General features: G+C 38.7%; 21 protein-coding genes and 1 pseudogene. 11 read left to right on the top strand and 11 right to left on the bottom strand.

Going from position 1 to position 21,036, the window contains the following annotated elements; translation table 11 throughout:
- Positions 1-68: 68 nt before the first annotated feature.
- From ACFIJJ_RS00005 to ACFIJJ_RS10280, 6 genes and pseudogenes are all read left to right on the top strand, one after another.
- The gene (locus tag ACFIJJ_RS00005; protein ID WP_375622132.1) at positions 69-212 is read left to right on the top strand and encodes a TrwH protein; all 144 of its coding nucleotides are present in this window, start codon (positions 69-71) and stop codon (positions 210-212) included.
- Positions 209-910 carry a virB8 family protein gene (locus ACFIJJ_RS00010; RefSeq protein ID WP_375645584.1) on the top strand — a complete coding sequence of 234 codons (702 nt, stop codon included), beginning with the start codon at positions 209-211 and terminating at the stop codon, positions 908-910. The genes ACFIJJ_RS00005 and ACFIJJ_RS00010 overlap by 4 nt, the downstream gene beginning before the upstream one ends.
- Before the next feature lie 13 nt (positions 911-923).
- Positions 924-1,730, top strand: coding sequence for a P-type conjugative transfer protein VirB9 (virB9, locus tag ACFIJJ_RS00015; RefSeq protein ID WP_375606008.1), 807 nt, complete (start codon positions 924-926; stop codon positions 1,728-1,730).
- Positions 1,730-2,887 (top strand): type IV secretion system protein VirB10, encoded by a 1,158-nt coding sequence (gene virB10 / locus ACFIJJ_RS00020; RefSeq protein WP_375645586.1) that lies wholly within the window; start codon positions 1,730-1,732, stop codon positions 2,885-2,887. Before virB9 ends, virB10 begins: the two co-directional genes overlap by 1 nt.
- Entirely contained in the window at positions 2,862-3,923 is a 1,062-nt protein-coding gene (gene virB11 / locus ACFIJJ_RS00025) for a P-type DNA transfer ATPase VirB11 (protein ID WP_375622128.1), read from the top strand. The genes virB10 and virB11 overlap by 26 nt, the downstream gene beginning before the upstream one ends.
- 1,232 nt (positions 3,924-5,155) lie before the next feature.
- A pseudogene (locus ACFIJJ_RS10280) lies at positions 5,156-5,852 on the top strand (integrase); the annotation flags it as partial.
- 1,397 nt (positions 5,853-7,249) lie between these two features.
- Here the strand turns inward: ACFIJJ_RS10280 and ACFIJJ_RS00040 are convergent.
- From ACFIJJ_RS00040 to rimM, 7 genes are all read right to left on the bottom strand, one after another.
- On the bottom strand, positions 7,250-8,029 hold the full coding sequence (locus ACFIJJ_RS00040; RefSeq protein WP_273790055.1) for a succinate dehydrogenase iron-sulfur subunit: 780 nt from the start codon (positions 8,027-8,029) through the stop codon (positions 7,250-7,252).
- Between the two features lie 14 nt (positions 8,030-8,043).
- A complete protein-coding gene (gene sdhA / locus ACFIJJ_RS00045; protein WP_375622125.1) occupies positions 8,044-9,888 on the bottom strand; it encodes a succinate dehydrogenase flavoprotein subunit in 1,845 nt (614 codons plus the stop codon).
- A 6-nt stretch (positions 9,889-9,894) separates the two neighbouring features.
- Positions 9,895-10,281, bottom strand: a complete 387-nt coding sequence (gene sdhD, locus ACFIJJ_RS00050) for a succinate dehydrogenase, hydrophobic membrane anchor protein (RefSeq protein WP_273790057.1) — start codon at positions 10,279-10,281, stop codon at positions 9,895-9,897.
- Between the two features lie 18 nt (positions 10,282-10,299).
- Positions 10,300-10,701, bottom strand: a complete 402-nt coding sequence (sdhC, locus tag ACFIJJ_RS00055; RefSeq protein WP_254492571.1) for a succinate dehydrogenase, cytochrome b556 subunit — start codon at positions 10,699-10,701, stop codon at positions 10,300-10,302.
- Between the two features lie 477 nt (positions 10,702-11,178).
- Positions 11,179-11,619 (bottom strand): 50S ribosomal protein L19, encoded by a 441-nt coding sequence (gene rplS / locus ACFIJJ_RS00060; protein ID WP_375645587.1) that lies wholly within the window; start codon positions 11,617-11,619, stop codon positions 11,179-11,181.
- 210 nt (positions 11,620-11,829) lie between these two features.
- Positions 11,830-12,528, bottom strand: a complete 699-nt coding sequence (trmD, locus tag ACFIJJ_RS00065; protein WP_375622123.1) for a tRNA (guanosine(37)-N1)-methyltransferase TrmD — start codon at positions 12,526-12,528, stop codon at positions 11,830-11,832.
- Positions 12,529-12,809: 281 nt separating this feature from the next.
- Complete coding sequence (rimM, locus tag ACFIJJ_RS00070; protein WP_375622122.1) at positions 12,810-13,367, bottom strand: ribosome maturation factor RimM; 558 nt, start codon at positions 13,365-13,367, stop codon at positions 12,810-12,812.
- Between the two features lie 131 nt (positions 13,368-13,498).
- Between rimM and ACFIJJ_RS00075 the strand changes: the two genes are divergently transcribed.
- Positions 13,499-14,320 (top strand): SapC family protein, encoded by an 822-nt coding sequence (locus ACFIJJ_RS00075; protein ID WP_375622121.1) that lies wholly within the window; start codon positions 13,499-13,501, stop codon positions 14,318-14,320.
- Between the two features lie 3 nt (positions 14,321-14,323).
- Complete coding sequence (locus ACFIJJ_RS00080; RefSeq protein ID WP_375645588.1) at positions 14,324-15,292, top strand: tyrosine recombinase XerC; 969 nt, start codon at positions 14,324-14,326, stop codon at positions 15,290-15,292.
- 18 nt (positions 15,293-15,310) lie between these two features.
- Here ACFIJJ_RS00080 and ACFIJJ_RS00085 read toward each other — a convergent pair whose 3' ends face one another.
- Complete coding sequence (locus tag ACFIJJ_RS00085; RefSeq protein WP_375622119.1) at positions 15,311-15,583, bottom strand: BolA family protein; 273 nt, start codon at positions 15,581-15,583, stop codon at positions 15,311-15,313.
- Positions 15,584-15,707: 124 nt separating this feature from the next.
- On the opposite strand from ACFIJJ_RS00085, the gene ACFIJJ_RS00090 reads away from it, so the two are divergent.
- The 3 genes from ACFIJJ_RS00090 to cobT all read left to right on the top strand — a co-directional run bounded on the left by ACFIJJ_RS00090 (position 15,708) and on the right by cobT (position 19,421).
- Positions 15,708-16,328, top strand: a complete 621-nt coding sequence (locus tag ACFIJJ_RS00090; protein WP_375639821.1) for a J domain-containing protein — start codon at positions 15,708-15,710, stop codon at positions 16,326-16,328.
- A gap of 202 nt (positions 16,329-16,530) precedes the next feature.
- Positions 16,531-17,511 carry a cobaltochelatase subunit CobS gene (gene cobS, locus ACFIJJ_RS00095; RefSeq protein WP_375608469.1) on the top strand — a complete coding sequence of 327 codons (981 nt, stop codon included), beginning with the start codon at positions 16,531-16,533 and terminating at the stop codon, positions 17,509-17,511.
- Positions 17,512-17,525: 14 nt separating this feature from the next.
- On the top strand, positions 17,526-19,421 hold the full coding sequence (gene cobT / locus ACFIJJ_RS00100; protein ID WP_375645590.1) for a cobaltochelatase subunit CobT: 1,896 nt from the start codon (positions 17,526-17,528) through the stop codon (positions 19,419-19,421).
- 79 nt (positions 19,422-19,500) lie between these two features.
- Here cobT and ACFIJJ_RS00105 read toward each other — a convergent pair whose 3' ends face one another.
- The 3 genes from ACFIJJ_RS00105 to rpmB all read right to left on the bottom strand — a co-directional run bounded on the left by ACFIJJ_RS00105 (position 19,501) and on the right by rpmB (position 20,951).
- Positions 19,501-19,722, bottom strand: a complete 222-nt coding sequence (locus ACFIJJ_RS00105; protein WP_375645591.1) for a HaeIII family restriction endonuclease — start codon at positions 19,720-19,722, stop codon at positions 19,501-19,503.
- 151 nt (positions 19,723-19,873) lie between these two features.
- Positions 19,874-20,557, bottom strand: a complete 684-nt coding sequence (locus ACFIJJ_RS00110) for a VUT family protein (protein WP_375622116.1) — start codon at positions 20,555-20,557, stop codon at positions 19,874-19,876.
- A gap of 76 nt (positions 20,558-20,633) precedes the next feature.
- Positions 20,634-20,951 (bottom strand): 50S ribosomal protein L28, encoded by a 318-nt coding sequence (rpmB, locus tag ACFIJJ_RS00115; RefSeq protein ID WP_375622115.1) that lies wholly within the window; start codon positions 20,949-20,951, stop codon positions 20,634-20,636.
- Positions 20,952-21,036 lie beyond the last annotated feature (85 nt).

The following is a 21,036-nucleotide window of genomic DNA, read 5'->3' on the forward strand; positions in this document are numbered from 1 at the left end:
ATGTTCAAAATAATAATAATGACAATAAATATTAGGATGCATATAACTGTAAAAAGAGTCATATTAAAATGAAGTCGATCATTCTTGTAACTTTGATTGTAAACCTTTTATCGGCTTGTGCATTAGCACCAAAGCTAAAACAGCCAAATGATAGGAACCGGGTGCCTATTAATAAAACAATCCCTGCCGAAATTAAGCGAGGAGACAGATGAAAACAAAACAAGCAAAACCAGTGAAAGCCGAACAACTTAGAAGTTATTATGAAGAAAGCCGTGGCTTAGAACGGGATCTTATCAATGAATTTATAAGGTCGCGCAGAACGGCGTGGCGTGTAGCGAGTACTGTGGGTCTTTTTGGCTTATTCGGTATGATATGTGGAGTTGTTGGATTTTCTCAACCAGCTCCAACTCCCTTAGTATTGCGCGTTGATAATACGACGGGTGCAGTTGATGTTATCTCAATCATGCGTGAACACGAAGAAAGCTATGGTGAAGTTGTAGATAGATATTGGCTAAACCAATATGTGCTTAACCGCGAAACTTACGACTACGATACCATTCAACTGAACTATGACACAACAGCACTTTTAAGTGCGGCATCTGTTCAACAAGAATATTATAAAATCTATGATGGAGAAAATGCACGGGACAAAGTGCTTTCCAACAAAGCACGTATCACAGTTAAAGTACGATCAATCCAGCCTAATGGAATCGGTCAAGCAACTGTACGTTTTACGACTCAGCAACTTGACAGCAACGGTGCTGCTACTGGACCAAAACAGCACCAGATTGCAACAATTGGTTACACCTATGTCGGTGCACCCATGAAATCATCTGATCGATTGCTTAACCCCCTTGGTTTTCAAATAACAAGTTACCGTTCTGACCCAGAAATACTGTTGAATGATTAAGGAATTGATTGTTATGAAAAAACTTGCGTTCGTTGTTCTATTGTCTTCGTTTTCTTCTCTTTATACGGTACCTGTGCAGGCGCTCAAAAGTCCATCAAATTCACAATATGATCACCGCATTCGCTATATAACATATAACGAAGCTGATGTGGTTCAAATTGAAACAGTTCTTGGTGTGGCAACACATATTATTCTTGAAGAAGGTGAACAGTATATCACTCATGCCTTTGGCGATTCTGAAGCCTATGCCTTTGCTCATAAAGGGCGGCATATTTTTATTAAACCAAAAGCAGAACTTGCCAATACCAATCTCATCGTTGTAACTGACAAACGGAGTTACAAATTCCGACTACAGTTTCGGAATGACCGTGCGGGATCAACTTATGAATTGGCTTTCCATTATCCCGATTCAAACGATGAAAAGTCAGAAGAAAACAATCGACGCCTTGCGATTGAACGTGGTTTTCACCAAAGCGTCAACGGCTATAATCTCAGTTATACCATGAGCGGTCACCAAGATATTGCTCCGATAAATGCTTGGGACAATGGGCGTATTACTTATTTCAAATTTCCCGCTAACATGGATATGCCATCGATTTATGTCGTAGATGCTGAAGGAAATGAAAGCTTAATACCACGCACCGTTATCGGCAGTTCTAATGATATTATCGCCGTTCATAAGGTCAATCCTAAATGGCTCATACGGCTTGGTAAACGCGCTTTAGCTGTTTTTAATGAAGCCTATGACCCCAATGGCGTACCAAACACAACAGGGACAGTATCTTCGGTGGTTTATCGTATCAATAAAGGAGGAAAATGATGTTTGACAATAAGGAAGGAGAGGGAAAAGGTACAAAACTGGACAACGTCGAGCAAAAACATATTGAAGGTGCCTATGGAGGGTCGGAACTAGGTTCTGAACGTCGTCCGATAATTCCAGGTACCCGTGCATTGTTAGTGGTAGGGCTTATTGTCATAGTAGCGATACCGATTGCCTTGACTTGGAAAGCTTTTAAAATGCGTAATACCGTGGAAGTTGAGGAAGAAAAACCACAACAAATAGTACAGCAAATTATACCAAACTATGTCCCTCGGACTATAGAAGAGCCAAAGATTGTAGAAGAAGCAGAGAAATCAACACAAATAGAAGATTCAAACTTGGATATTCCACCGGCCTTGAGTAAACTTCTTCAAACAGCCATTCCTCCACATATGCTCCAAGATTCTGAAGAATTAGCACGCAAACGTATGCTCAGTTCTAGTCTTAACAACGGTGGTAGCGAAGGATCTACAGATACAAGTAATAAAGCATCGAATAATGATAGAGGTAATGGCGTATTATTTGATAACCTTCAGCCCGTGCGTTTAGGTCAATCACATGCGATGCAACTTCGTAACCGTGACTTTTTGATTACACAAGGAACGCAAATAGATTGTACGTTAGAAACAAAGATCATTACATCGCAACCCGGAATGACGACGTGTCATTTAACACGCGATATTTATTCCACAAGTGGACGTGTTGTTTTGCTTGACCGTGGTTCTAAAGTCGTTGGTTTTTACCAAAGTGGCATACAACAAGGACAAACGCGCGTGTTTGTGCAATGGTTACGCATCGAAACGCCTTCTGGTGTTGTTGTCAATCTTGATTCACCAGGCACAGGTCCTCTGGGTGAAGCAGGTATTGGTGGCTGGGTTGACAGACATTTTTGGGAAAGATTTGGTAGTGCAATTATGGTAAGCATTATCGGTGATTTAGGAGAATGGGTAAGAGGAAAAGTTAATAAAAGCAACAAAGAAGATAAAGAGAATTCACAAAATAAAGGTGCTCCAAATGCTGAATCTATAGCAATCGATGTTCTTCAAAATTCCATCAATATCACACCAACACTTTACAAAAACCAAGGCGAACGAGTAAATATTTTTGTTGCTCGTGATCTGGATTTCAGCAATGTCTACAGTCTCGTCACACGTTAACCCGGTACAGAAAGATCAAGCAGTTTTTCAGCTTCTGCAACCGCTTGATTGTTTTTTAGAAGATCCCACGATCACTGAATTATCGATTTGCCGCCCCTGTGAAGTATGGACAAAAAGCTTTAAGGGTTGGCAAGTACATAGCGTACCAGAGTTAACAACCACTTTTTTGCAAACGCTTATTACAGCTATTATCGTTTATAACGGTATGGCTCCCAGAAGTATTAATTATGTACTCTTGCCTGGTGGACAACGTGGTACAATTATACAAACACCAGCTGTTGTTGATGGTGCTCTTTCCTTTGTAATTCGTAAACATTCTCTTATAGTTAAGACGTTAGAAGAACTCAAAGAAGAAGGGGCATTTGATGATTTTTCTGATGTAAGTTTTAATAAGCCTTCAGCAAAAGAAGCCAATAACTTGTTATCGAGGCAAGACTTCACACGGTTGGAACCATTTGAAGTTCAACTCTTACAAAGTAAACGTGAGGGAAAAATTCTTGAATTTTTGGAAGAATGCGTCCTTCACAAACGCAACATTATCATTGCAGGCAAGACAGGATCTGGTAAAACAACATTTGCCCGCTCTTTAATTGAAAAGGTCCCTGTAGAGGAGCGTATTATCACAATTGAAGATGTTCACGAGCTTTTTCTACCCAATCATCCCAATCATGTACATATGATTTATGGTAACAATGTAGGCCGTGTTTCAGCTGAAGAATGCCTAGATGCGTGTATGCGTCAGTCGCCCGACCGAATTTTTCTCGCTGAATTGCGAGGCAATGAAGCATGGGAATATCTCAATTCGCTCAACACAGGTCATCCCGGATCGATTACAACAACGCATGCCAACAGCGCTTTGCAGACATTTGAACGATGTGCCACCTTGATTAAAAGATCAGAAGTTGGCCGGCAACTCGAGTTAGAAATGATAAAAATTGTTCTCTATACAACAGTTGACGTAGTGTTGTTCTTTAAAGATAGAAAACTCTCTGAAGTCTTTTACGACCCGATTTTTGCTAAATCAAAAATCGCTTAAAGGGAGCTTCCTCTCTCGGTAATATGAAGCAAACAAAAATAGCCGTAACTAATTGTTACGGCTATTTATTTTACTTTTCCTATTCTCTTTGCTTCTCCAATGGATTTTCTACACTCTTCATGAAGAAAAAAAGAAAAAAGTTAATAGACAACAACTCTACGAGAAAACCAAATTATACATAAGGCTCTCTCTATTCTCTTGCCTTTGATCATTCTTTCCATTTACCTTTTGAAAAAGTATCTTTGATGCAAAAAAGAAAAATAGCTGCAAAATAAATATTTAAACAAAAGAAAAGAAAAAAATTTGATTCGCCTATCAATGAAAGCTTCGTAAAATAGGTAGTTTCGATCACCACAAATAATTATCGTCATCAAGACCAAAACTTATCGTTTAAAAATTCTAAGCGCTATTTTCAAATGATTAATAAAGATGTTTTTTAACCAAACAATCTCCAAATACGGAAAACCTCATACGAAATAAATTATCATTTCGATTTAGCATCCATAAACCACATTCTATTTGGTAATAACAAAGTATAGTGGCATATCGACGTCTTCTTCGGACGAAGAAAGATTCTTAACCTCCGGTTGTTCGTAAACAATCAAATTTCCCTTAAGCAAGCCTTGCTAACCATAAACGTGGTGCATATCCCCACCCTAAAGAACGATGCCCATAAAATATACAAATAAGCGCTACTCTGAATATTCCTGCTCTCTTTTCTGCACCTCAAAAAGCAAAAATTCCTAAAAGCACAGATCTACAATCAGTCTTCTTAAGCCACGTCACATTGATTTATAAAGAGTGTTCATTATTTTACATGTTGGATAAAAGATCTTAGTACCGTAGGATTCTCTCATTTCAAAGCTGTTTATTAACCAAAACCATATCTCTTGCACATTACAAGTAAATAAAGCCGTATAGATGAAACTGTACTAAAAAGCACTAACAATGCCTCTTATAAACCATCCCAAATGCCAAAAATTGTCACAACATTGGGAGCGGGCAAAGTATCTAATAGCGCCCAACTTGCTCTTTTATGAAGTGTAAAAATAGGGATACTCTATAAATTTTATATTATTCATCGGAACTTTACCATTATACCATCCACAAACACTGTTGCAAAATGAACTTAGGTACATTAAAGAGATGCTTCTTTAAAACAAGCGCATAAATTGACAAGCCAAGTTGTATTTGGTTCGGGACGTTCTGTTTTACATAAAGGTTTTGATCTCATTAAAGAACGAGAGAAACAAAAGCGTGAAGCAATGCGTAATCTCTATTATTTAAAAGACATTACTCTAGATGCTCTTGAACGTCATAAAACTGAACAAAAAATGACGGCAAAAATGAAAACTGGTTTGCATCTTTACAGCTTCATATTCTCCTCAAATTAGGAGGCTGTATACCGATTTCAAATATTACGCCAAAAGAGATACCTAATACTCTTAACTCCCATCTGATAAGTAAAAGCTGCAACAGCAAAAGCTCTTTTAGAAAAACAACGCCATAAAGTCATTAATAAACCGACAATGAATTGGAGAAATGTTCCAGATTTTTATCAAACACTCTGCAAAGCAACAATAATGATACAACTGGCTTTGCATCTGCTTATTCTTACAAAGGTTTGTACCATTCCTTGCATCAATTCGTGACAATCAGATTGAAGGGGATATATGGACAATTCTTGGCTTGAAAATATGAAAGGAAGGTGTGATTCTACAACAGAATTTCGTGTCCCTTTAGTCAATAGAGATATTAGAAATTTTGAAACACGCGCATCTCAAGCGCATCTACTGTCTCACAATGATTTCTTTTTTTCTGCAACCCGTCGTGATACGCTCGCTGCAAATTGTATGGCTCAATATATTGCAACAGGCTGGGCTTAATACCTACCCGCATGGATTTCGCTCTAATTTACTTAATTGGCTAACAGGATTTCTACCTCTCACCACCTCAAAGGACGAAGCTTCTTACCCCGCACCAATCTGTAAACAATCTGCCTCCTTGCCTAAACATGCTCCACCTTTTAACCACTTTAATCACTACTGTTCAAATAAGGGTATTTTACAGCACAATAGAACACCTCCCCAAACAATAACTGATTACACCATTAATATTTGTAAACCTCTCTTTCATGTTAAGAAATATCTCTATACTGAAAAATAAAAAAGCACTTTTACTGCCTAAACAAATTGCTTCAGCAATACATGCAAACAAAAATGAAATTCAGTAATATAAAAAAAGGAATTAAACCTAAAAATCTCTATTTTCATAGATAAGAACATATAAAATCAGCATCTACGAAGTTCATCAAAATAAAACACATTTTCTTTGATAATTGAATTCATTCAACTCAAACCAACCTATAAACAGCGCTTATTCCATATTCACAATACATTAAAATCCCTACTACCGATTTCTAAATTTCTAGAAAAACCTATAAATTTGATATTTTAAGCCTTTTATGGCTCTTAAATGAATTTAAACTGATGATGTTATAACAATTTTAAATTTTTGTATTCTTAATTGTATAATCTATCGCTATAATCCATAAAGATTTTACACTCTTCTTTAAGAATTATAAATTTTGTTTTTTTATGCGATTAACAAACCAATTCTTAAAATAAAATATGATCTTTAGATATATATAATGATATTATTAAAAACTCCCAATCCCTGAATATCAACAATATTTCTGATATTGTAATATTATAATAAATGTATTGTAAAATTACGAACTGTCATAATGGTCACTACTTTGTATTTTATTTGAATACTTACATGCGTTATTAATATTTGCATCAGAATTTATTTTTTGTGCTCTATTTAAAGCAGGGTAATCATTTTTATAAAAAATGCTTAATTAAATTATGCATTAAAATTCGAATTTTGATACTAATTTAATGAAAATAAAAACACATGGCATATTGGTTTTATTATTTTTATAGAGAATGTTATTTTTCTTGAAGTCTTTATTTTATCTGAAAGACTACTGTATTTTTAAAGGCAATAACAACGATGTTGACCACCTCATGGAAGCCAATAGACTTTTAAAGATTAAACCTCAAGAGGCACAAAAAACACGCGCAATTTTCTGTTTTTCACTTTACTGTTCATCAATTGGTCAATTTTCGAAGACAACACTCAGCCATCAATTTCCTTAATCTCAGCCATTGCAAGGATTTCTTCTATAAGGGGTACTTCATTTTTTAGACTATTATAGCTACTGATCCCTCATAAGCAACCACTGTGCTTTTAGAGTTTTAATTTCTAAAAGCACGCACAATTCTCTCCCTTGCACTTTATTTTCCTCAATCAGTCAATTTTCAAAGGCGGCGTTCAACCATGAGTTTTTTAATTTCAGCAATCGCTTTCGCTGGATTTAATCCCTTTGGACAAGTTTGCGCACAATTCATAATCGTATGGCAACGATAAAGGCGGAAAGGATCTTCTAAATTATCAAGACGTTCACCACACATTTCATCACGTGAATCCGCAATCCAGCGATAAGCTTGAAGCAAAACAGCAGGACCCAAATAACGATCACCGTTCCACCAATAACTTGGACATGAAGTCTGACAACACGCACACAAAATACACTCATAAAGGCCATCGATTTTTTGGCGATCGGAGTGACTTTGTAACCATTCTTTTGCAGGTTCAGGAGAAACTGTTTGTAACCAAGGCTCAATAACTCGGTGTTGCGCATAAAAGCGATTCAAGTCAGGAACCAAATCTTTAACAACTGGCATGGACGGCAAAGGATAGACTTTAATGGGGTGTTTTACATCATCCATACCTTTGGTACAAGCCAATGTATTGGTTCCATCAATATTCATCGCACATGAACCACAGATGCCTTCACGGCATGATCGACGAAGTGTCAAAGTTGGATCAATATGGTTTTTAATAAACAAAAGCCCATCAAGAATCATAGGACCACAAGCAGAACGATCCACATAATAAGTATCTAGATGAGGATTTTCCTCATCATCAGGCGACCAACGATACACGTGAAATTCCGTCAGCTTTGTAGCACCTTCAGGTTTAGGCCAAACCTTTCCCGGTTTTACTTGAGAATTTTTGGGAAGCTTAATTTGTACCATATTTCATTCTCCCCTTAATAAACCCGTTTTTTAGGTGCAATGCGCTTTAAATCAATCCCACCATCAGCTTCAGATGTTAATGGGTCCACATGGACAGGTCGATATGATAATGTCACCTTACCCTCTTTTGACAAATGTGAAAGCGTATGTTTACGCCAGTTTTTATCATCACGCTCTGGATAATCTTCACGAGCATGAGCGCCACGGCTTTCTAAACGGGCTTCAGCAGAATGAACAGTCATGATTGCATTCGCCATGAGATTTTCAAGCTCTAATGTTTCAACCAAATCAGAATTCCATATCAGAGAACGATCTGTGACTTTGAGGTCTGACAATTCCCCCCAGATTTTATTCATCCGCTGACATCCTTGTTTCAAAGAATCTTCTGTACGAAATACAGCCGCATCTTCTTGCATCGTGCGTTGCATTTTTTCACGCAATAGAGCTGTTGGTATCGCTCCTTGTGCAAAACGTAAACGATCAAAACGCGCTATAATTTCGTCAACAGCTTCTTCATTAAGGGGTGGAATTTCTGCATTCCGATCAATAACTTCCCCCGCGCGAATGGCAGCAGCACGACCAAACACCACAAGATCAATTAATGAATTTGACCCCAAGCGATTAGCCCCATGAACAGAAGCACATCCTGCTTCTCCTACCGCCATCAGCCCTGGTTGAATACGATCAGGCGAATCAGCCGTTGGATTGAGAACTTCCCCGTAGTAATTGGTAGGAATCCCACCCATATTATAATGAACCGTTGGCAAGATGGGGATAGGCTCTTTTGTTACATCCACACCTGCAAAAATCCGTGCTGATTCCGAAATTCCTGGTAAACGTTCGTGCAAGATTGCAGGATCAATATGGTTGAGAACCAAATGAATATGGTCCTTCTTAGGTCCAACACCACGCCCTTCACGAATTTCAAGTGTGATACAACGCGAAACCAAGTCACGTGAAGCCAAATCCTTAAAAGAAGGTGCATAGCGCTCCATAAAGCGTTCACCTTCAGAATTGATTAAATAGCCTCCTTCACCACGGGCTCCTTCTGTAATTAAGCAGCCAGAACCGTAAATCCCTGTAGGATGGAATTGCACAAACTCCATATCCTGAAGAGGCAATCCAGCACGTGCGATCATTCCACCACCATCACCCGTACAGGTATGCGCCGATGTCGCGGAAAAATAAGCGCGTCCATAACCACCGGTTGCAAGAACAACCATTTTGGCAGAAAAACGATGTATTGTACCATCATCGAGATTCCATGCCACAACCCCCGTACAAACCCCATCCGTCATGATGAGATCGAGTGCAAAATATTCAATAAAAAATTGCGCATTATGCTTTAAGCTTTGTCCATAAAGCGTATGCAAAATAGCATGTCCTGTACGATCAGCTGCTGCGCAAGTACGCTGAACAGGTGGACCTTCACCAAATTGTGTCGTATGTCCACCAAAAGGACGCTGATAAATTTTGCCTTCTTGCGTCCGCGAAAAAGGAACGCCATAATGTTCTAATTCATACACAGCAGCAGGAGCATTACGCACCAAATATTCCATTGCATCGGTATCACCCAACCAATCAGAACCTTTCACGGTATCATATAAATGCCACTGCCAATTATCAGGTCCCATATTTGAAAGCGATGCAGCAATTCCCCCTTGTGCTGCAACCGTGTGTGAGCGCGTTGGAAAAACCTTCGTAATACAAGCTGTCTTTAATCCTTGTTCCGCCATACCCAATGTTGCACGTAATCCTGCACCACCTGCCCCAACAACAACAACATCAAATTTATGATCTACAGTGCGATAAGGGGCGTTACCTGCTTTAGCGCCCAGAGATGATCCTGTACCCGCCATATTTGTTTAACCCCCTAATGCAATTTTCAAAAGAGAAAAAATAATGATACCACCTATGAGAAAACAAAATAAAATATTTAACGTCAAAAAGAATATCCGGAAACCTTCACGTGGAATATAATCTTCAATCACCACCTGCATACCAAGTTTCATATAATAAAGGACCGAAAAAGTCATCAATCCCATCAAAATAGCAACAATAGGATGTGCAAGCCGTGCACGCACAATGCTATAGTCCTTTCCCACAAGCGAAAGAATAAGAACAATAAAAAATATCAAAAGTGGTAGATTGATAAACCCTGTCAAACGTTCTAACCAAAAATGCTCTGTTCCTTCATGAGCACTGCCACGCCCCCGTACTTTACCAAGTTCCGTTCGAAAATCTTTTTTCATATCTCTTTTCACCCCCAGCTAAACAACGGTATATCCAATAATCCAAATCGCAAAAGTAACAATAAGAGAAATAAACACTGTCGCCCAAGCAGTGACTGTTGCCTTTTCTTTTGCCAAAAGGCAAGGTTTCAGATCCCAAACAATGTGGCGAACACCACCAACCATGTGATGAACCCCTGCCAAAGTATAAAGAAACAAAATACACAATCCAAACCAAGAACTATAAATCTCGTGAACCGTTCTGAATGCCTCCTCCCCACACGCAATAGCAATTAACCAAACAGCAAGAAAAACCGTTCCAACATAAAGTGCCATACCTGTAATGCGGTGTGCAATGGACATAGCCATAGTAATTGTCCAACGATAAATACTTATATGAGGGGAACGAGGGCGCTCTTTTATCCTAGTTGTCTCTGTCATAAAATATCCTGACCTGGTTTTTACTGCAACCGCAATGAACGAGAAAGTTCGCGCAAAACGACTAAATATATTCTCTCGTTTTCACTTGTTTGGCATCTCAAGATACCGATACTACAGGTCGGTTGTCTCAAATAACGGATTAAAGGTCACGCATAAAAAAAACCGATTACTCCACGGATATGATCCGCAAAACTTGCTTTAATCTAATACAATTTTATCTTCACGTCAAAGGCCTAACATCTTTTCTCAAATATAAACAGGCATTTTTTCAGATTAAACTTATCCTTTTGAGTATCCACGATATATACAATGGTCTCTTAAATTGCACCCATGATTAAGAATAATAAAGAGGAAAAAATTGATAGATTAAACATTTTTATATCCCCTCCAAGCCTTTTAAAAGACAAAACGAATCACGAAAGACACAAATAAGCGGCATAAAAGCCGCTTTTGCATAAAGTTTAGCCGATATAATCTTTACTCAGCAACTTGCGCTTCAACATCTGTGCTGACAGATGCTGCTTCTACTTTCTCAACAACCTTTTCAGCTTTTTTCCGATAATCTCTCTTTTCAGCGATACGCGCAGCTTTACCTCTCAAACCACGAAGATAATAGAGTTTTGCACGGCGCACTTTACCACGGCGCACCAGCTCAACACCTTCAATCAAAGGAGAATAAACAGGAAACACCCGTTCCACCCCTTCACCATAAGAAATCTTGCGTACAGTAAAGGTCTCATTCAACCCACCGCCTGAACGTGCAATACAAACACCTTCATAAGCCTGAACACGCGTCCGCGTACCCTCCGTCACACGCACCATGACCCGGACTGTATCTCCTGGCTTAAATGCTGGAAATTGGCGCTTTTCTTCAATTTTTGCACATTGTTCAGCTTCAAGTTGTGCGATAATATTCATTTCTTTTATCCTTCATGTTCTTTATCGAACAGTCAGAGCGCTCAACTCTTACCAAAAAAGCCTTTATTAAGAATAAGGAGCTCTTTAGGCTATGTCTTACACAGGAGCGAATACACCATTCCTTCATTTTAATTTTGGAACTACCAGAAAACCTTTTATAAAAAACTCTCTAAAAAGAGAGCCATGCAATACACCACCTTATCATATGAATCAAGTTTTCTGATGATTTTTATCATAACGCGCATAAAGATCAGGGCGACGTTGACGTGTTAACAATTCGGCTTGGCTTTGACGCCAATCTGCGATCGCTTTGTGATGACCTGAGAGCAATACAGGCGGAATACCCCGCCCTTCGAAAAGAGAAGGGCGTGTATATTGCGGATGTTCCAGCAAGCCATTTTCAAAACTTTCACACTTTGCAGAAGCGGCATTCCCCATCACTCCAGGCAGAAGACGTATGATAGCATCTAAGATAACCAATGCAGCTGTTTCACCCCCTGAAAGAATATAATCACCAATAGAGACTTCTTCTAATTCTCGTGCTTCTATGACTCGCTCATCAACCCCTTCAAAACGTCCACAAACCAACGTTACACCCGTATCACGAGCCAAGCTATGCGCATAAGCTTGGTCAAAAGGGCGCCCACGTGGACTCATCAACAATCTTGGCGAATCCTCTGGATAACTATCAAGTGCAGCCGCCAATACATCCGCCCGCATCACCATACCAGCCCCCCCACCAGCTGGTGTATCATCAACGCTATGGTGTTTATCCAACGCAAAATCCCTAATCTGCACTGTCTCTAGTGACCAAATTCCGCGCTCTAAAGCTTGCCCAGCTAAAGAATACCCTAAAAAACCAGGAAACATTTCAGGATAAAGAGTTAAAACGCGCGCCTGAAACTTCATTTTTATTTTTTCATCCTCATTTTCTTATTCTTAAACAGACTCTTATAGTAAAAATAGCACAAAGCAGACCTTATAACGCTATAGCGTTAATCTAAATCTCCTCCATCTGCTATCTTATGCCATATTCAATACTATCCCTCTCTTCAATACTCGCGCTTTAAAATAAAGATCTTTACTCTCCCCCTCTAAAAATCCAAGCAATATTTAGAATATCAAAACACCAGTATTCCATTTTGGATCACTTGCATTCTTAACATTTTCCACTTTTTATTTTTTTAGATTCAAGCTATTTCCTTTTTATCACTGTCTCCCCCATCAATTAAACCAGCTGCCATGGGATCAACAACAAGAAAACCAGAATCCATACAAATTTCTGGTACCGCCGCCTTACTAAAGGGAATGAGCGCTCTTTTGCCCGTATTCAAACGTATTTCAAGCAAATCACCAGCCCCGAAATTAAAAAAACCACACACTTCACCTAAGGTTTTTCCACCACAATCTTGAACACACAAGCCTATTAAATCGACCTGATAAAACTCATCCTCCATCAAATCGTCAATTAATTGATCACGCGTCACATAAAGGCGAATACCTTTTAAAGACTCAGCCGCATTACGATTTTCTACCCCTTTAAAACGTACAATCGCCTTATTTTTTTGTATGCGAAGAGTTACAATTTCATAAGAACGCCCCATATCATCATAAAGAGTGCTGTAAGACTTGAAACGCTGTGGCTCAGCACTTAGAATTTTAACAAAAACACCACCCTTTATACCATGAGGCATACCAATAATGGCAAGATAGACTTTATTTTTAAGCTTTTCTTTATTATACTTCATGCAAAAATATTATCTCTCAAAAATGAACCCTTCAATCTTATAGTTTTCTATTCAATCTTGTTGCCATATGAGACAATCTTCTAAAAGACCTTTCTTGGTAACAAAAACAAATTAATAAAGGAGAAAGTCTTATGGCAAATATTATGCTATTTTACAAAGATATCACACCAATCAACAAAATTTCCCATAAAAATCTAAAATTTGCCCCTCCAAGTGATATGTCTTTTGCCAAAGATACGCACTGGGTTCCTTTAGCAAGTACTGAATATTTTCAAGCAGCACTAGACTATCCTATTTTATTTATGTGCGCCGAAGATGAACAAAAAAAACGGCACTACACATCCGCAGCTCTTGTCGGTCTTTCTAATGACGAAAATGACTATATCACTTCTGATAAAAGTTGGAAAAACAATACTTATGTTCCCGCTTTTGTCCGTCGCTATCCTTTTGTTTTGGCACAAATTAGCAATGAAAAAGAACTTTCTGTTTGCTTTGATCAACAGTCAGGTATGTTTAATGAAGTTGCAGGAACAGAACTTTTTAATTCTGACGGCTCTATTTCTCCTTTTATGGAAGAACGTATTCGCTTTCTTGAAAGTTTTAAAATTGCTATGGAGAAAACCTCTGAGTTTATTGATGCTCTTGTAGAAATGGATCTTCTAAGCCAAAAATCCATCAATGTGAAAAACGATAAAGGTCTCTCAGCGCAATTGGAACATTTTTGGGTTGTTGATGAAGAAAAATTGAATAAATTATCAGCAAGCCAACTTGCCAAACTTCATAAAAATGGCTTTTTAGGATTAATTTTTGCGCATTTGATGTCAACGCACAATCTTTTAAAAATACTCTCTCTCAAAGGTGAAAAGCAACTTATCAATCGTGAAGAGCAACCCCAAAACAAGAATGATCATTCTAACGATGAAAAATCTAAAAAGAAAGAAACCCTCAACTAGATAATGCCTATCAAAAACGACAAGAGAAAAGGTGAAAATATTCCTCTCATTCCAGCAGATCATGCAGTTTTAAACGCAAGGAAAAATTGGTTAGAGTGTCTTACCCAAACACGTCGTATGTCAGCACAAACAGTGCAAGCCTATGAACGTGATACGCGGCAATTTTTGTCTTTTCTCTGTCAACACTTAAGCCATACACCAACCCTTACAGATCTTTCTCATTTACGCATCAGTGACTTGCGTGCTTATCTTGCTTATCGGCGTACAAACAATGTAAGTGCGCGCTCTTTAAGCCGAGGGGTGGCAGGCATCCGTTCTTTTTTCAAATACTTATCACGTGAAGGAATCGTCAATGTTCCCGCGGCTCAACTTATCCGAAGCCCCAAACACCCCAAATTGCTCCCAAAACCTTTAGCGATAAAATCAGCACTTCACATAGTCAAACAAGAAAACCAGCTAGAAAATGAACCTTGGATTAGCGCTCGTAATGCTGCTGTCCTTATGCTTCTTTATGGCTGTGGAATGCGAATATCAGAAGCCTTAAGCCTCACACCAGAACAATTTTCTGATCCTGAAAAAACAAGTTTATTTATAACAGGAAAAGGGGGAAAAACACGCCTTGTTCCCCTCATCAAAATTGTTTACGAAGCTGTACAAAATTATCTCAATTGTTGCCCATATCCTTTAGTGGATAACCAACCCATATTTCGCGGGGCACGAGGCGGTTCCCTACAGCCCGCCATTATTCAGAAAGCTGTACGCAACTTACGAGCAAGCCTTGGTTTACCAGAAACTGCAACGCCCCATACACTGCGCCATTCTTTTGCCACCCATCTTTTATCACGGGGGGGAGATTTGCGCACGATTCAAGAACTTCTTGGGCACGCTAGCCTTTCCACCACACAAATCTATACCCATGTCGATACAGACCATTTGTTAAAAATTTATCAAAAGGCCCATCCCCGTTCCTAAAAGTGTCTCATCAAAAAATTAGAGTGTTTCAACCTCAAGTGCCAAAGCATGGACACAAGTAGCTAACTCTTCTTGTAAAACTTTATAAATCGCTCGATGTATTTCTACGCGTGTCATATTGGAAAAAGAAGAAGATAAAATTTTCACTCGAAAATGTGTTTCTCCTTTACCATCAAAAGCATGTTCATTATGAGAATGCCCCTCATGAAGATGACTTTCGTTAATCACTTCAAGCTTTTGCGGATGAAAAGCATCCTGAAGCTTTCTCTGGATTATTGTTTCTATAAACATTTTTCATTCCTCAAACAAAATGAACGTGCAAAAATACACCTTTTTCATAATAGAATAAGTGTGAAAACAAATTTTTCAAAAGTCAATTCTTGTAAAATTAATCAATTTTGCATAAACCAATAATATGACAATAACATCTAAATTATTCGATTCAATTCGCATAAGCTCAAATAAAAAACAAAAAGCTGAGCCAGAAGCACAACAGTGTCAGTGGGAAGGTTGTGAAAAAACAGGGGCCCATAAAGCACCAGCAGGTCGAAATCACGAAGGACAATATTTATATTTTTGTATTGAACACGTACGCGCCTATAATAAAAATTTTAATTACTTCTCTGGTCTTAGCAATAAAGATATCGCAAAATTTCAAAAGGATGCTCTCACAGGACATCGTCCGACATGGCCTACAGATCTGAGCAATGGTACATCGAAAAAAACAGCCGCGAATTATGCAAAGATTCGCTCTGGCACAGCTGCCTATCAAAATCGCATGCGCGATCCCTTCACGCTTTTTACTGGGCAGCATTCAAGCAATAAGTTCTCACGAAAATTAAAGCCCTTAGAAGCAAAAGCTTTTGATACACTGGGACTACAGGCAAACGCTTCAGCAGAAGACATCAAAATGAAATATAAAGAGTTGGTAAAAAAGCACCATCCTGATTCCAATGGTGGTAATCGTGCTTCAGAAGAGCGCTTTCGTGATGTTTTACATGCTTACAATTTGCTAAAAAAGTCTGGTTTGTGCTGAAAACATGCGCTTATATGAGTCTATTTTCATTTAGACCATCATTATTTGCGCAAAATGTTACTTTTTTTGCAAAACATTATAGAATACGTAAAAAAATCTTTCTTCAATATCTAAGGCTCTCATTATAGAGCATTGCATAAATACTTTAACTCTTGTATCGTTTCTAATGAATAAATAGCGTCCTCTCCCTTCCAGAAACATAATGACAAATCTTACCGTTGAAAATTTGCCCGATATTACACTTTGTGCTCGCGATCTATTTCATATTGAAACAGATCTGAAAGTCCCTGCTTTTAGCACAAAAAGTCCCCATGTCCCTGATATCGATCCTGATTATCTTTTTGATCAGCAAACAACTTTAGCGATTCTCGCAGGTTTTACCTTTAACCGCCGTGTAATGGTTTCTGGCTATCACGGTACAGGGAAATCAACGCATATTGAACAAGTTGCTGCACGTCTTAACTGGCCTTGTCTTCGCATTAATCTCGATAGTCATGTAAGTCGTATCGATCTTGTAGGAAAAGATGCTATCGTTTTAAAAGATGGTTTACAAATCACTGAATTTAAAGAGGGCATTTTGCCATGGGCTTATCAAAATAATATTGCTCTTGTTTTCGACGAATATGATGCGGGGCGTCCCGATGTTATGTTTGTTATCCAACGCGTTCTTGAAACCTCTGGAAAACTAAGCTTACTTGATCAAAGCCGTGTCATCTCTCCCCATCCAGCGTTTCGTCTTTTTGCAACGGCAAACACCATTGGTCTTGGTGATACAACTGGTCTCTATCATGGTACCCAACAAATTAATCAAGCTCAAATGGACCGCTGGTCTATTGTTACAATACTCAATTATTTACCCCATGATAAAGAGGTTAATATCATTTGTTCAAAGGTCAAATCCTTTCAAACGACTGAAGGAAAAAAGATAATTTCACAAATGGTTCATGTTGCTGATATGGTACGCCAATCTTTTATCAATGGAGATCTTTCAACTGTCATGAGTCCACGTACCGTCATTACTTGGGCAGAAAATACAACAATTTTTCAAGATGTCGGCTTTGCCTTCCGATTAACCTTTCTCAATAAATGTGATGAACTCGAACGTGCCACTGTTGCAGAATTTTATCAACGCGCCTTTGGACAAGAGCTTCCCGAATCACTCATTCATGGTGTTTCGCCTTAAGGAATCTGTCACTCATGGCTACCGATATTGGCGACAACAAAAATCCGGCAAAAGATTCTTCCAACAACACTCTTAATACTGAAGCTTTTAAAAAAGCACTTTCCACCTGTATGCGTGCGATTGCAGGCACAAACGACCTTGAAGTTTCCTTTAGTCATAACCGACCATCTTTAAGCGAAAGTTGCGCGCGTTTACCAGAATTACCTCAATACGCAACGAATAAAGACATCACCATTACCCGCGGATTAGGTGATTCCATGGCTCTGCGCAAAGCATGGCATGACAACCGCATTCACATGCAATTTTCTCCACTAGAATCAGAAGCACGTGCTGTCTTTGATGCCCTAGAACAAACACGTGTTGAAGCAATTGGTACTTTAGCCATGGAGGGGCTTGCAAAAAATCTTGATATCATGCTCGCCGATAAATACAAAAGAGCCCATTATCATAAGATTAGCAACCAAAGTGAAGCCCCCATCCAAGAAGCGATTGCACTTTTATTGCGTGAAAAAATAACAAAGCGCACAGCTCCAAGAGAAGCGGGTCCTGTCTTAGAACTGTGGCGTCAAGAACTCGAACAAAAAGCAGCAGCAGAACTCAATGAACTCCCACATCATATTTACAACCAACAAGCTTTTGCACAGATTGTTCGCCAAATGCTTGTTACACTCAAAATGACAGTGCAACAAGCTGAAGCTTCTAACAGTGAAAACAATAAAAAATTAAAAAACGAATGTGAACCTCAAGACCAAGCAGAAGAAGAAAGTAAAAACAAAAAACGCGCTCAAAGTGAAGAAAAAACCAGCACTGAACAAGAAAGTGATGTGCAAGATGACGGAAAAACACAAGCGACACACTCAAACAACAATGATCAAGCTGACGGCGAACAAAAAAATGGACCTTGGCAAGAAAAGCCGAGCAGACCCAAACACCTTTTTTCTGATTCGGAACAAATGGAAAGACTTGGCAATTATAAAATCTTCACCCGTCAATTTGATGAAATTTTGGAAGCAACAGATTTTTGTTCTGAAAACGAGTTAGATCACTTACGCCGTTATCTTGATAAGCAAATCAATCATCTCCAAAACATTGTTGGACGTTTAGCAAACCGTCTCCAGCGCCGCTTGATGGCGCAACAAAATCGCAACTGGAACTTTGACCTTGAAGAAGGATATCTTGATACAGCACGGCTTCCACGTCTTATTATTGATCCAACACAACCCCTTTCTTTTAAAATGGAAAGCAACACCCAATTTCGGGACACAGTTGTTTCACTTCTCATTGATAATTCTGGCTCAATGCGCGGACGCCCCATTAGCGTTGCAGCAAGTTGCACGGACATTTTGGCACAAACTCTTGAGCGTTGTGGTGTCAAAGTTGAAATTTTAGGTTTTACCACTAAAACTTGGAAAGGGGGAAAGTCACGCGAAAAATGGCTCGCACAACATAAAACTCATCATCCTGGACGCCTCAATGATTTATGCCATATCATCTATAAAAGTGCTGATACCCCATGGCGTCGCGCACGACGCAATTTAGGCTTGATGATGCAAGAAGGATTATTAAAAGAAAATATCGACGGAGAAGCTCTGATTTGGGCTCATCAACGCCTTTTATCACGGCGTGAACAACGTCGCATTCTTATGGTCATTTCTGATGGTGCCCCTGTTGACGATTCGACACTATCGGTCAATTCCAGCAATTATCTAGAAAAACATTTACGCGCAGTGATTCAAGAAATCCAAACACATTCTCCTATCGAACTTATTGCCATTGGAATTGGTCATGACGTCACACGTTATTATCAACGTGCTGTAACAATTATGAATGCTGAAGAACTTGCCGATGCCATAACAAAACAATTAGAAATACTTTTTAGTGATAAAAGGACTTATATTCATAAGAAATAAACTTGCCTTGAATCAGCAACGATTACATTTTAAAAAATTATTTCTATCATTAAACCATCGGAATTTGATGGCTAACAACCTAAGAAGATAATCCCACAAATTGAATATCGAACTTTAAGGAAGCTTCTACTTTACTGGATGCATTATGAATTCTAAAAGAAATGCTCCAACCATCTTCAAAAATTATAATGAGTTTGTTTTTACTTTCCGGTTTTATTGCAACGGATAAAATTTTGCTTAGAACTTTCCATTTACAACCATATCCCAGAGTACCCTTCAAATTAAAAGACTGAATAATCACCCGTTTTTGTATCGATCTTGTGTTATTTCATTATATTTAAATATACGTATATAGAAAAATATCTCCACTAGACATAGCTCTAAAATGCTGCTCTCACAGAAAATATAATGCCTAGACTTTCACCTTCAGTAAAACAAAAAGATAAAAATCATTATTTATTACAAACAAAAGAAGAATTATCCTTTGAATGACTTTGATAAAGAGGAAGCTTTACGATGTTAAGAATTGTTCCATAAGGAATCAACATCAACAGACTCATAATAATTTTTACCGAAAAATCACCAAAAGCAAGTGAGAGCCAAACTGGCATGCCTATCCCTCCCAAAACAGTACTCTCCACCAGTGAACTATCAGCATAGCCTGTTATCTTATCAAGAACGGCAAAAAAGCTAGAAAAAGCAAGAGAAAAAAACAACACTGTATCCAAAGCCGAACCAACCAACGCTGCTGCTAAAGGTGCTTTCCACCATGTTTTACGTCGCAAAGGAGTAAAAACAACAATATCAAGGAGTTGCCCAAATAAAAATGCAAAACTAGAAGCAAGAGCAAGTCGTGGTGTCGCCAATATCCAAGAAACAAAGACACCCGCAAAAAAACCAGCATAAACCACACGCCGCGCCGCAGATGGCCCATAAAAGCGATTGGTCAAATCATTGATTAGAAAAGCAAATGGATAAGTAAAAGCCCCATAAGTCAACAGCTCATTCAAATCAAACCAATAGACAGGATATTGAACTAAAATATTAGAAGCTGTGACAGCAAAGCACATTGCAAAAATAGAAAAAACAACATACCTTTTCTTTTGCTGTTCTAATAAAGGACCGCTTGAAGACATTTTTTTAACCTGGGATATGGAACCAATAAAACAGCGCGATCAAAAAGAAAAAAGCCAAAAACAATAACGCTGAAAATTACGCTGCCTGCTCAGCCTTCTGCTCACCTTCTTGCTCAGCTTTTTTCTTAACGATTTGGCGTTTTAACAAACGCGCACGTTGTGACAACTCTTTATCGTCTGCTTTAATCAAAAAACCATCAAGACCACCGCGGTGCTCAACAGAACGCAATGCACTTGCTGAAATGCGCAAGCGATAACTTTGCTGTAACACCTCTGAAATCAATGTCACATTGCAAAGATTTGGTAAAAAACGACGCCGAGTCTTATTATTTGCATGGCTAACATTATTACCATACAAAACCGTCTTCCCTGTCAATTCACATGCACGAGACATAAACCTCACCCTTAAACTCTAAGAAACTTTCAAATCCCCATACCCAAAGGACACAATGAACGCAAAACACGCACAATGCAACCTT

Source organism: Bartonella sp. TT29SHDZB, from assembly GCF_042193395.1.
Taxonomy (GTDB): Bacteria; Pseudomonadota; Alphaproteobacteria; order Rhizobiales; family Rhizobiaceae; genus Bartonella.

What these genes read in the sequence shown, in the direction of transcription:
- cobS (WP_375608469.1), top strand. Translation starts at nt 16,531, where the DNA reads ATGACAAATCTTACCGTTGAAAATTTGCCCGATATTACACTTTGTGCT.
- ACFIJJ_RS00080 (WP_375645588.1), top strand. Translation starts at nt 14,324, where the DNA reads ATGCCTATCAAAAACGACAAGAGAAAAGGTGAAAATATTCCTCTCATT.
- virB11 (WP_375622128.1), top strand. Translation starts at nt 2,862, where the DNA reads ATGTCTACAGTCTCGTCACACGTTAACCCGGTACAGAAAGATCAAGCA.
- trmD (WP_375622123.1), bottom strand. Translation starts at nt 12,528, where the DNA reads ATGAAGTTTCAGGCGCGCGTTTTAACTCTTTATCCTGAAATGTTTCCT.
- sdhA (WP_375622125.1), bottom strand. Translation starts at nt 9,888, where the DNA reads ATGGCGGGTACAGGATCATCTCTGGGCGCTAAAGCAGGTAACGCCCCT.
- sdhD (WP_273790057.1), bottom strand. Translation starts at nt 10,281, where the DNA reads ATGAAAAAAGATTTTCGAACGGAACTTGGTAAAGTACGGGGGCGTGGC.
- rpmB (WP_375622115.1), bottom strand. Translation starts at nt 20,951, where the DNA reads ATGTCTCGTGCATGTGAATTGACAGGGAAGACGGTTTTGTATGGTAAT.
- ACFIJJ_RS00110 (WP_375622116.1), bottom strand. Translation starts at nt 20,557, where the DNA reads ATGTCTTCAAGCGGTCCTTTATTAGAACAGCAAAAGAAAAGGTATGTT.
- ACFIJJ_RS00010 (WP_375645584.1), top strand. Translation starts at nt 209, where the DNA reads ATGAAAACAAAACAAGCAAAACCAGTGAAAGCCGAACAACTTAGAAGT.
- cobT (WP_375645590.1), top strand. Translation starts at nt 17,526, where the DNA reads ATGGCTACCGATATTGGCGACAACAAAAATCCGGCAAAAGATTCTTCC.
- sdhC (WP_254492571.1), bottom strand. Translation starts at nt 10,701, where the DNA reads ATGACAGAGACAACTAGGATAAAAGAGCGCCCTCGTTCCCCTCATATA.
- rplS (WP_375645587.1), bottom strand. Translation starts at nt 11,619, where the DNA reads ATGAATATTATCGCACAACTTGAAGCTGAACAATGTGCAAAAATTGAA.
- virB10 (WP_375645586.1), top strand. Translation starts at nt 1,730, where the DNA reads ATGTTTGACAATAAGGAAGGAGAGGGAAAAGGTACAAAACTGGACAAC.
- ACFIJJ_RS00085 (WP_375622119.1), bottom strand. Translation starts at nt 15,583, where the DNA reads ATGTTTATAGAAACAATAATCCAGAGAAAGCTTCAGGATGCTTTTCAT.
- virB9 (WP_375606008.1), top strand. Translation starts at nt 924, where the DNA reads ATGAAAAAACTTGCGTTCGTTGTTCTATTGTCTTCGTTTTCTTCTCTT.
- ACFIJJ_RS00040 (WP_273790055.1), bottom strand. Translation starts at nt 8,029, where the DNA reads ATGGTACAAATTAAGCTTCCCAAAAATTCTCAAGTAAAACCGGGAAAG.
- ACFIJJ_RS00090 (WP_375639821.1), top strand. Translation starts at nt 15,708, where the DNA reads ATGACAATAACATCTAAATTATTCGATTCAATTCGCATAAGCTCAAAT.
- ACFIJJ_RS00075 (WP_375622121.1), top strand. Translation starts at nt 13,499, where the DNA reads ATGGCAAATATTATGCTATTTTACAAAGATATCACACCAATCAACAAA.
- rimM (WP_375622122.1), bottom strand. Translation starts at nt 13,367, where the DNA reads ATGAAGTATAATAAAGAAAAGCTTAAAAATAAAGTCTATCTTGCCATT.
- ACFIJJ_RS00005 (WP_375622132.1), top strand. Translation starts at nt 69, where the DNA reads ATGAAGTCGATCATTCTTGTAACTTTGATTGTAAACCTTTTATCGGCT.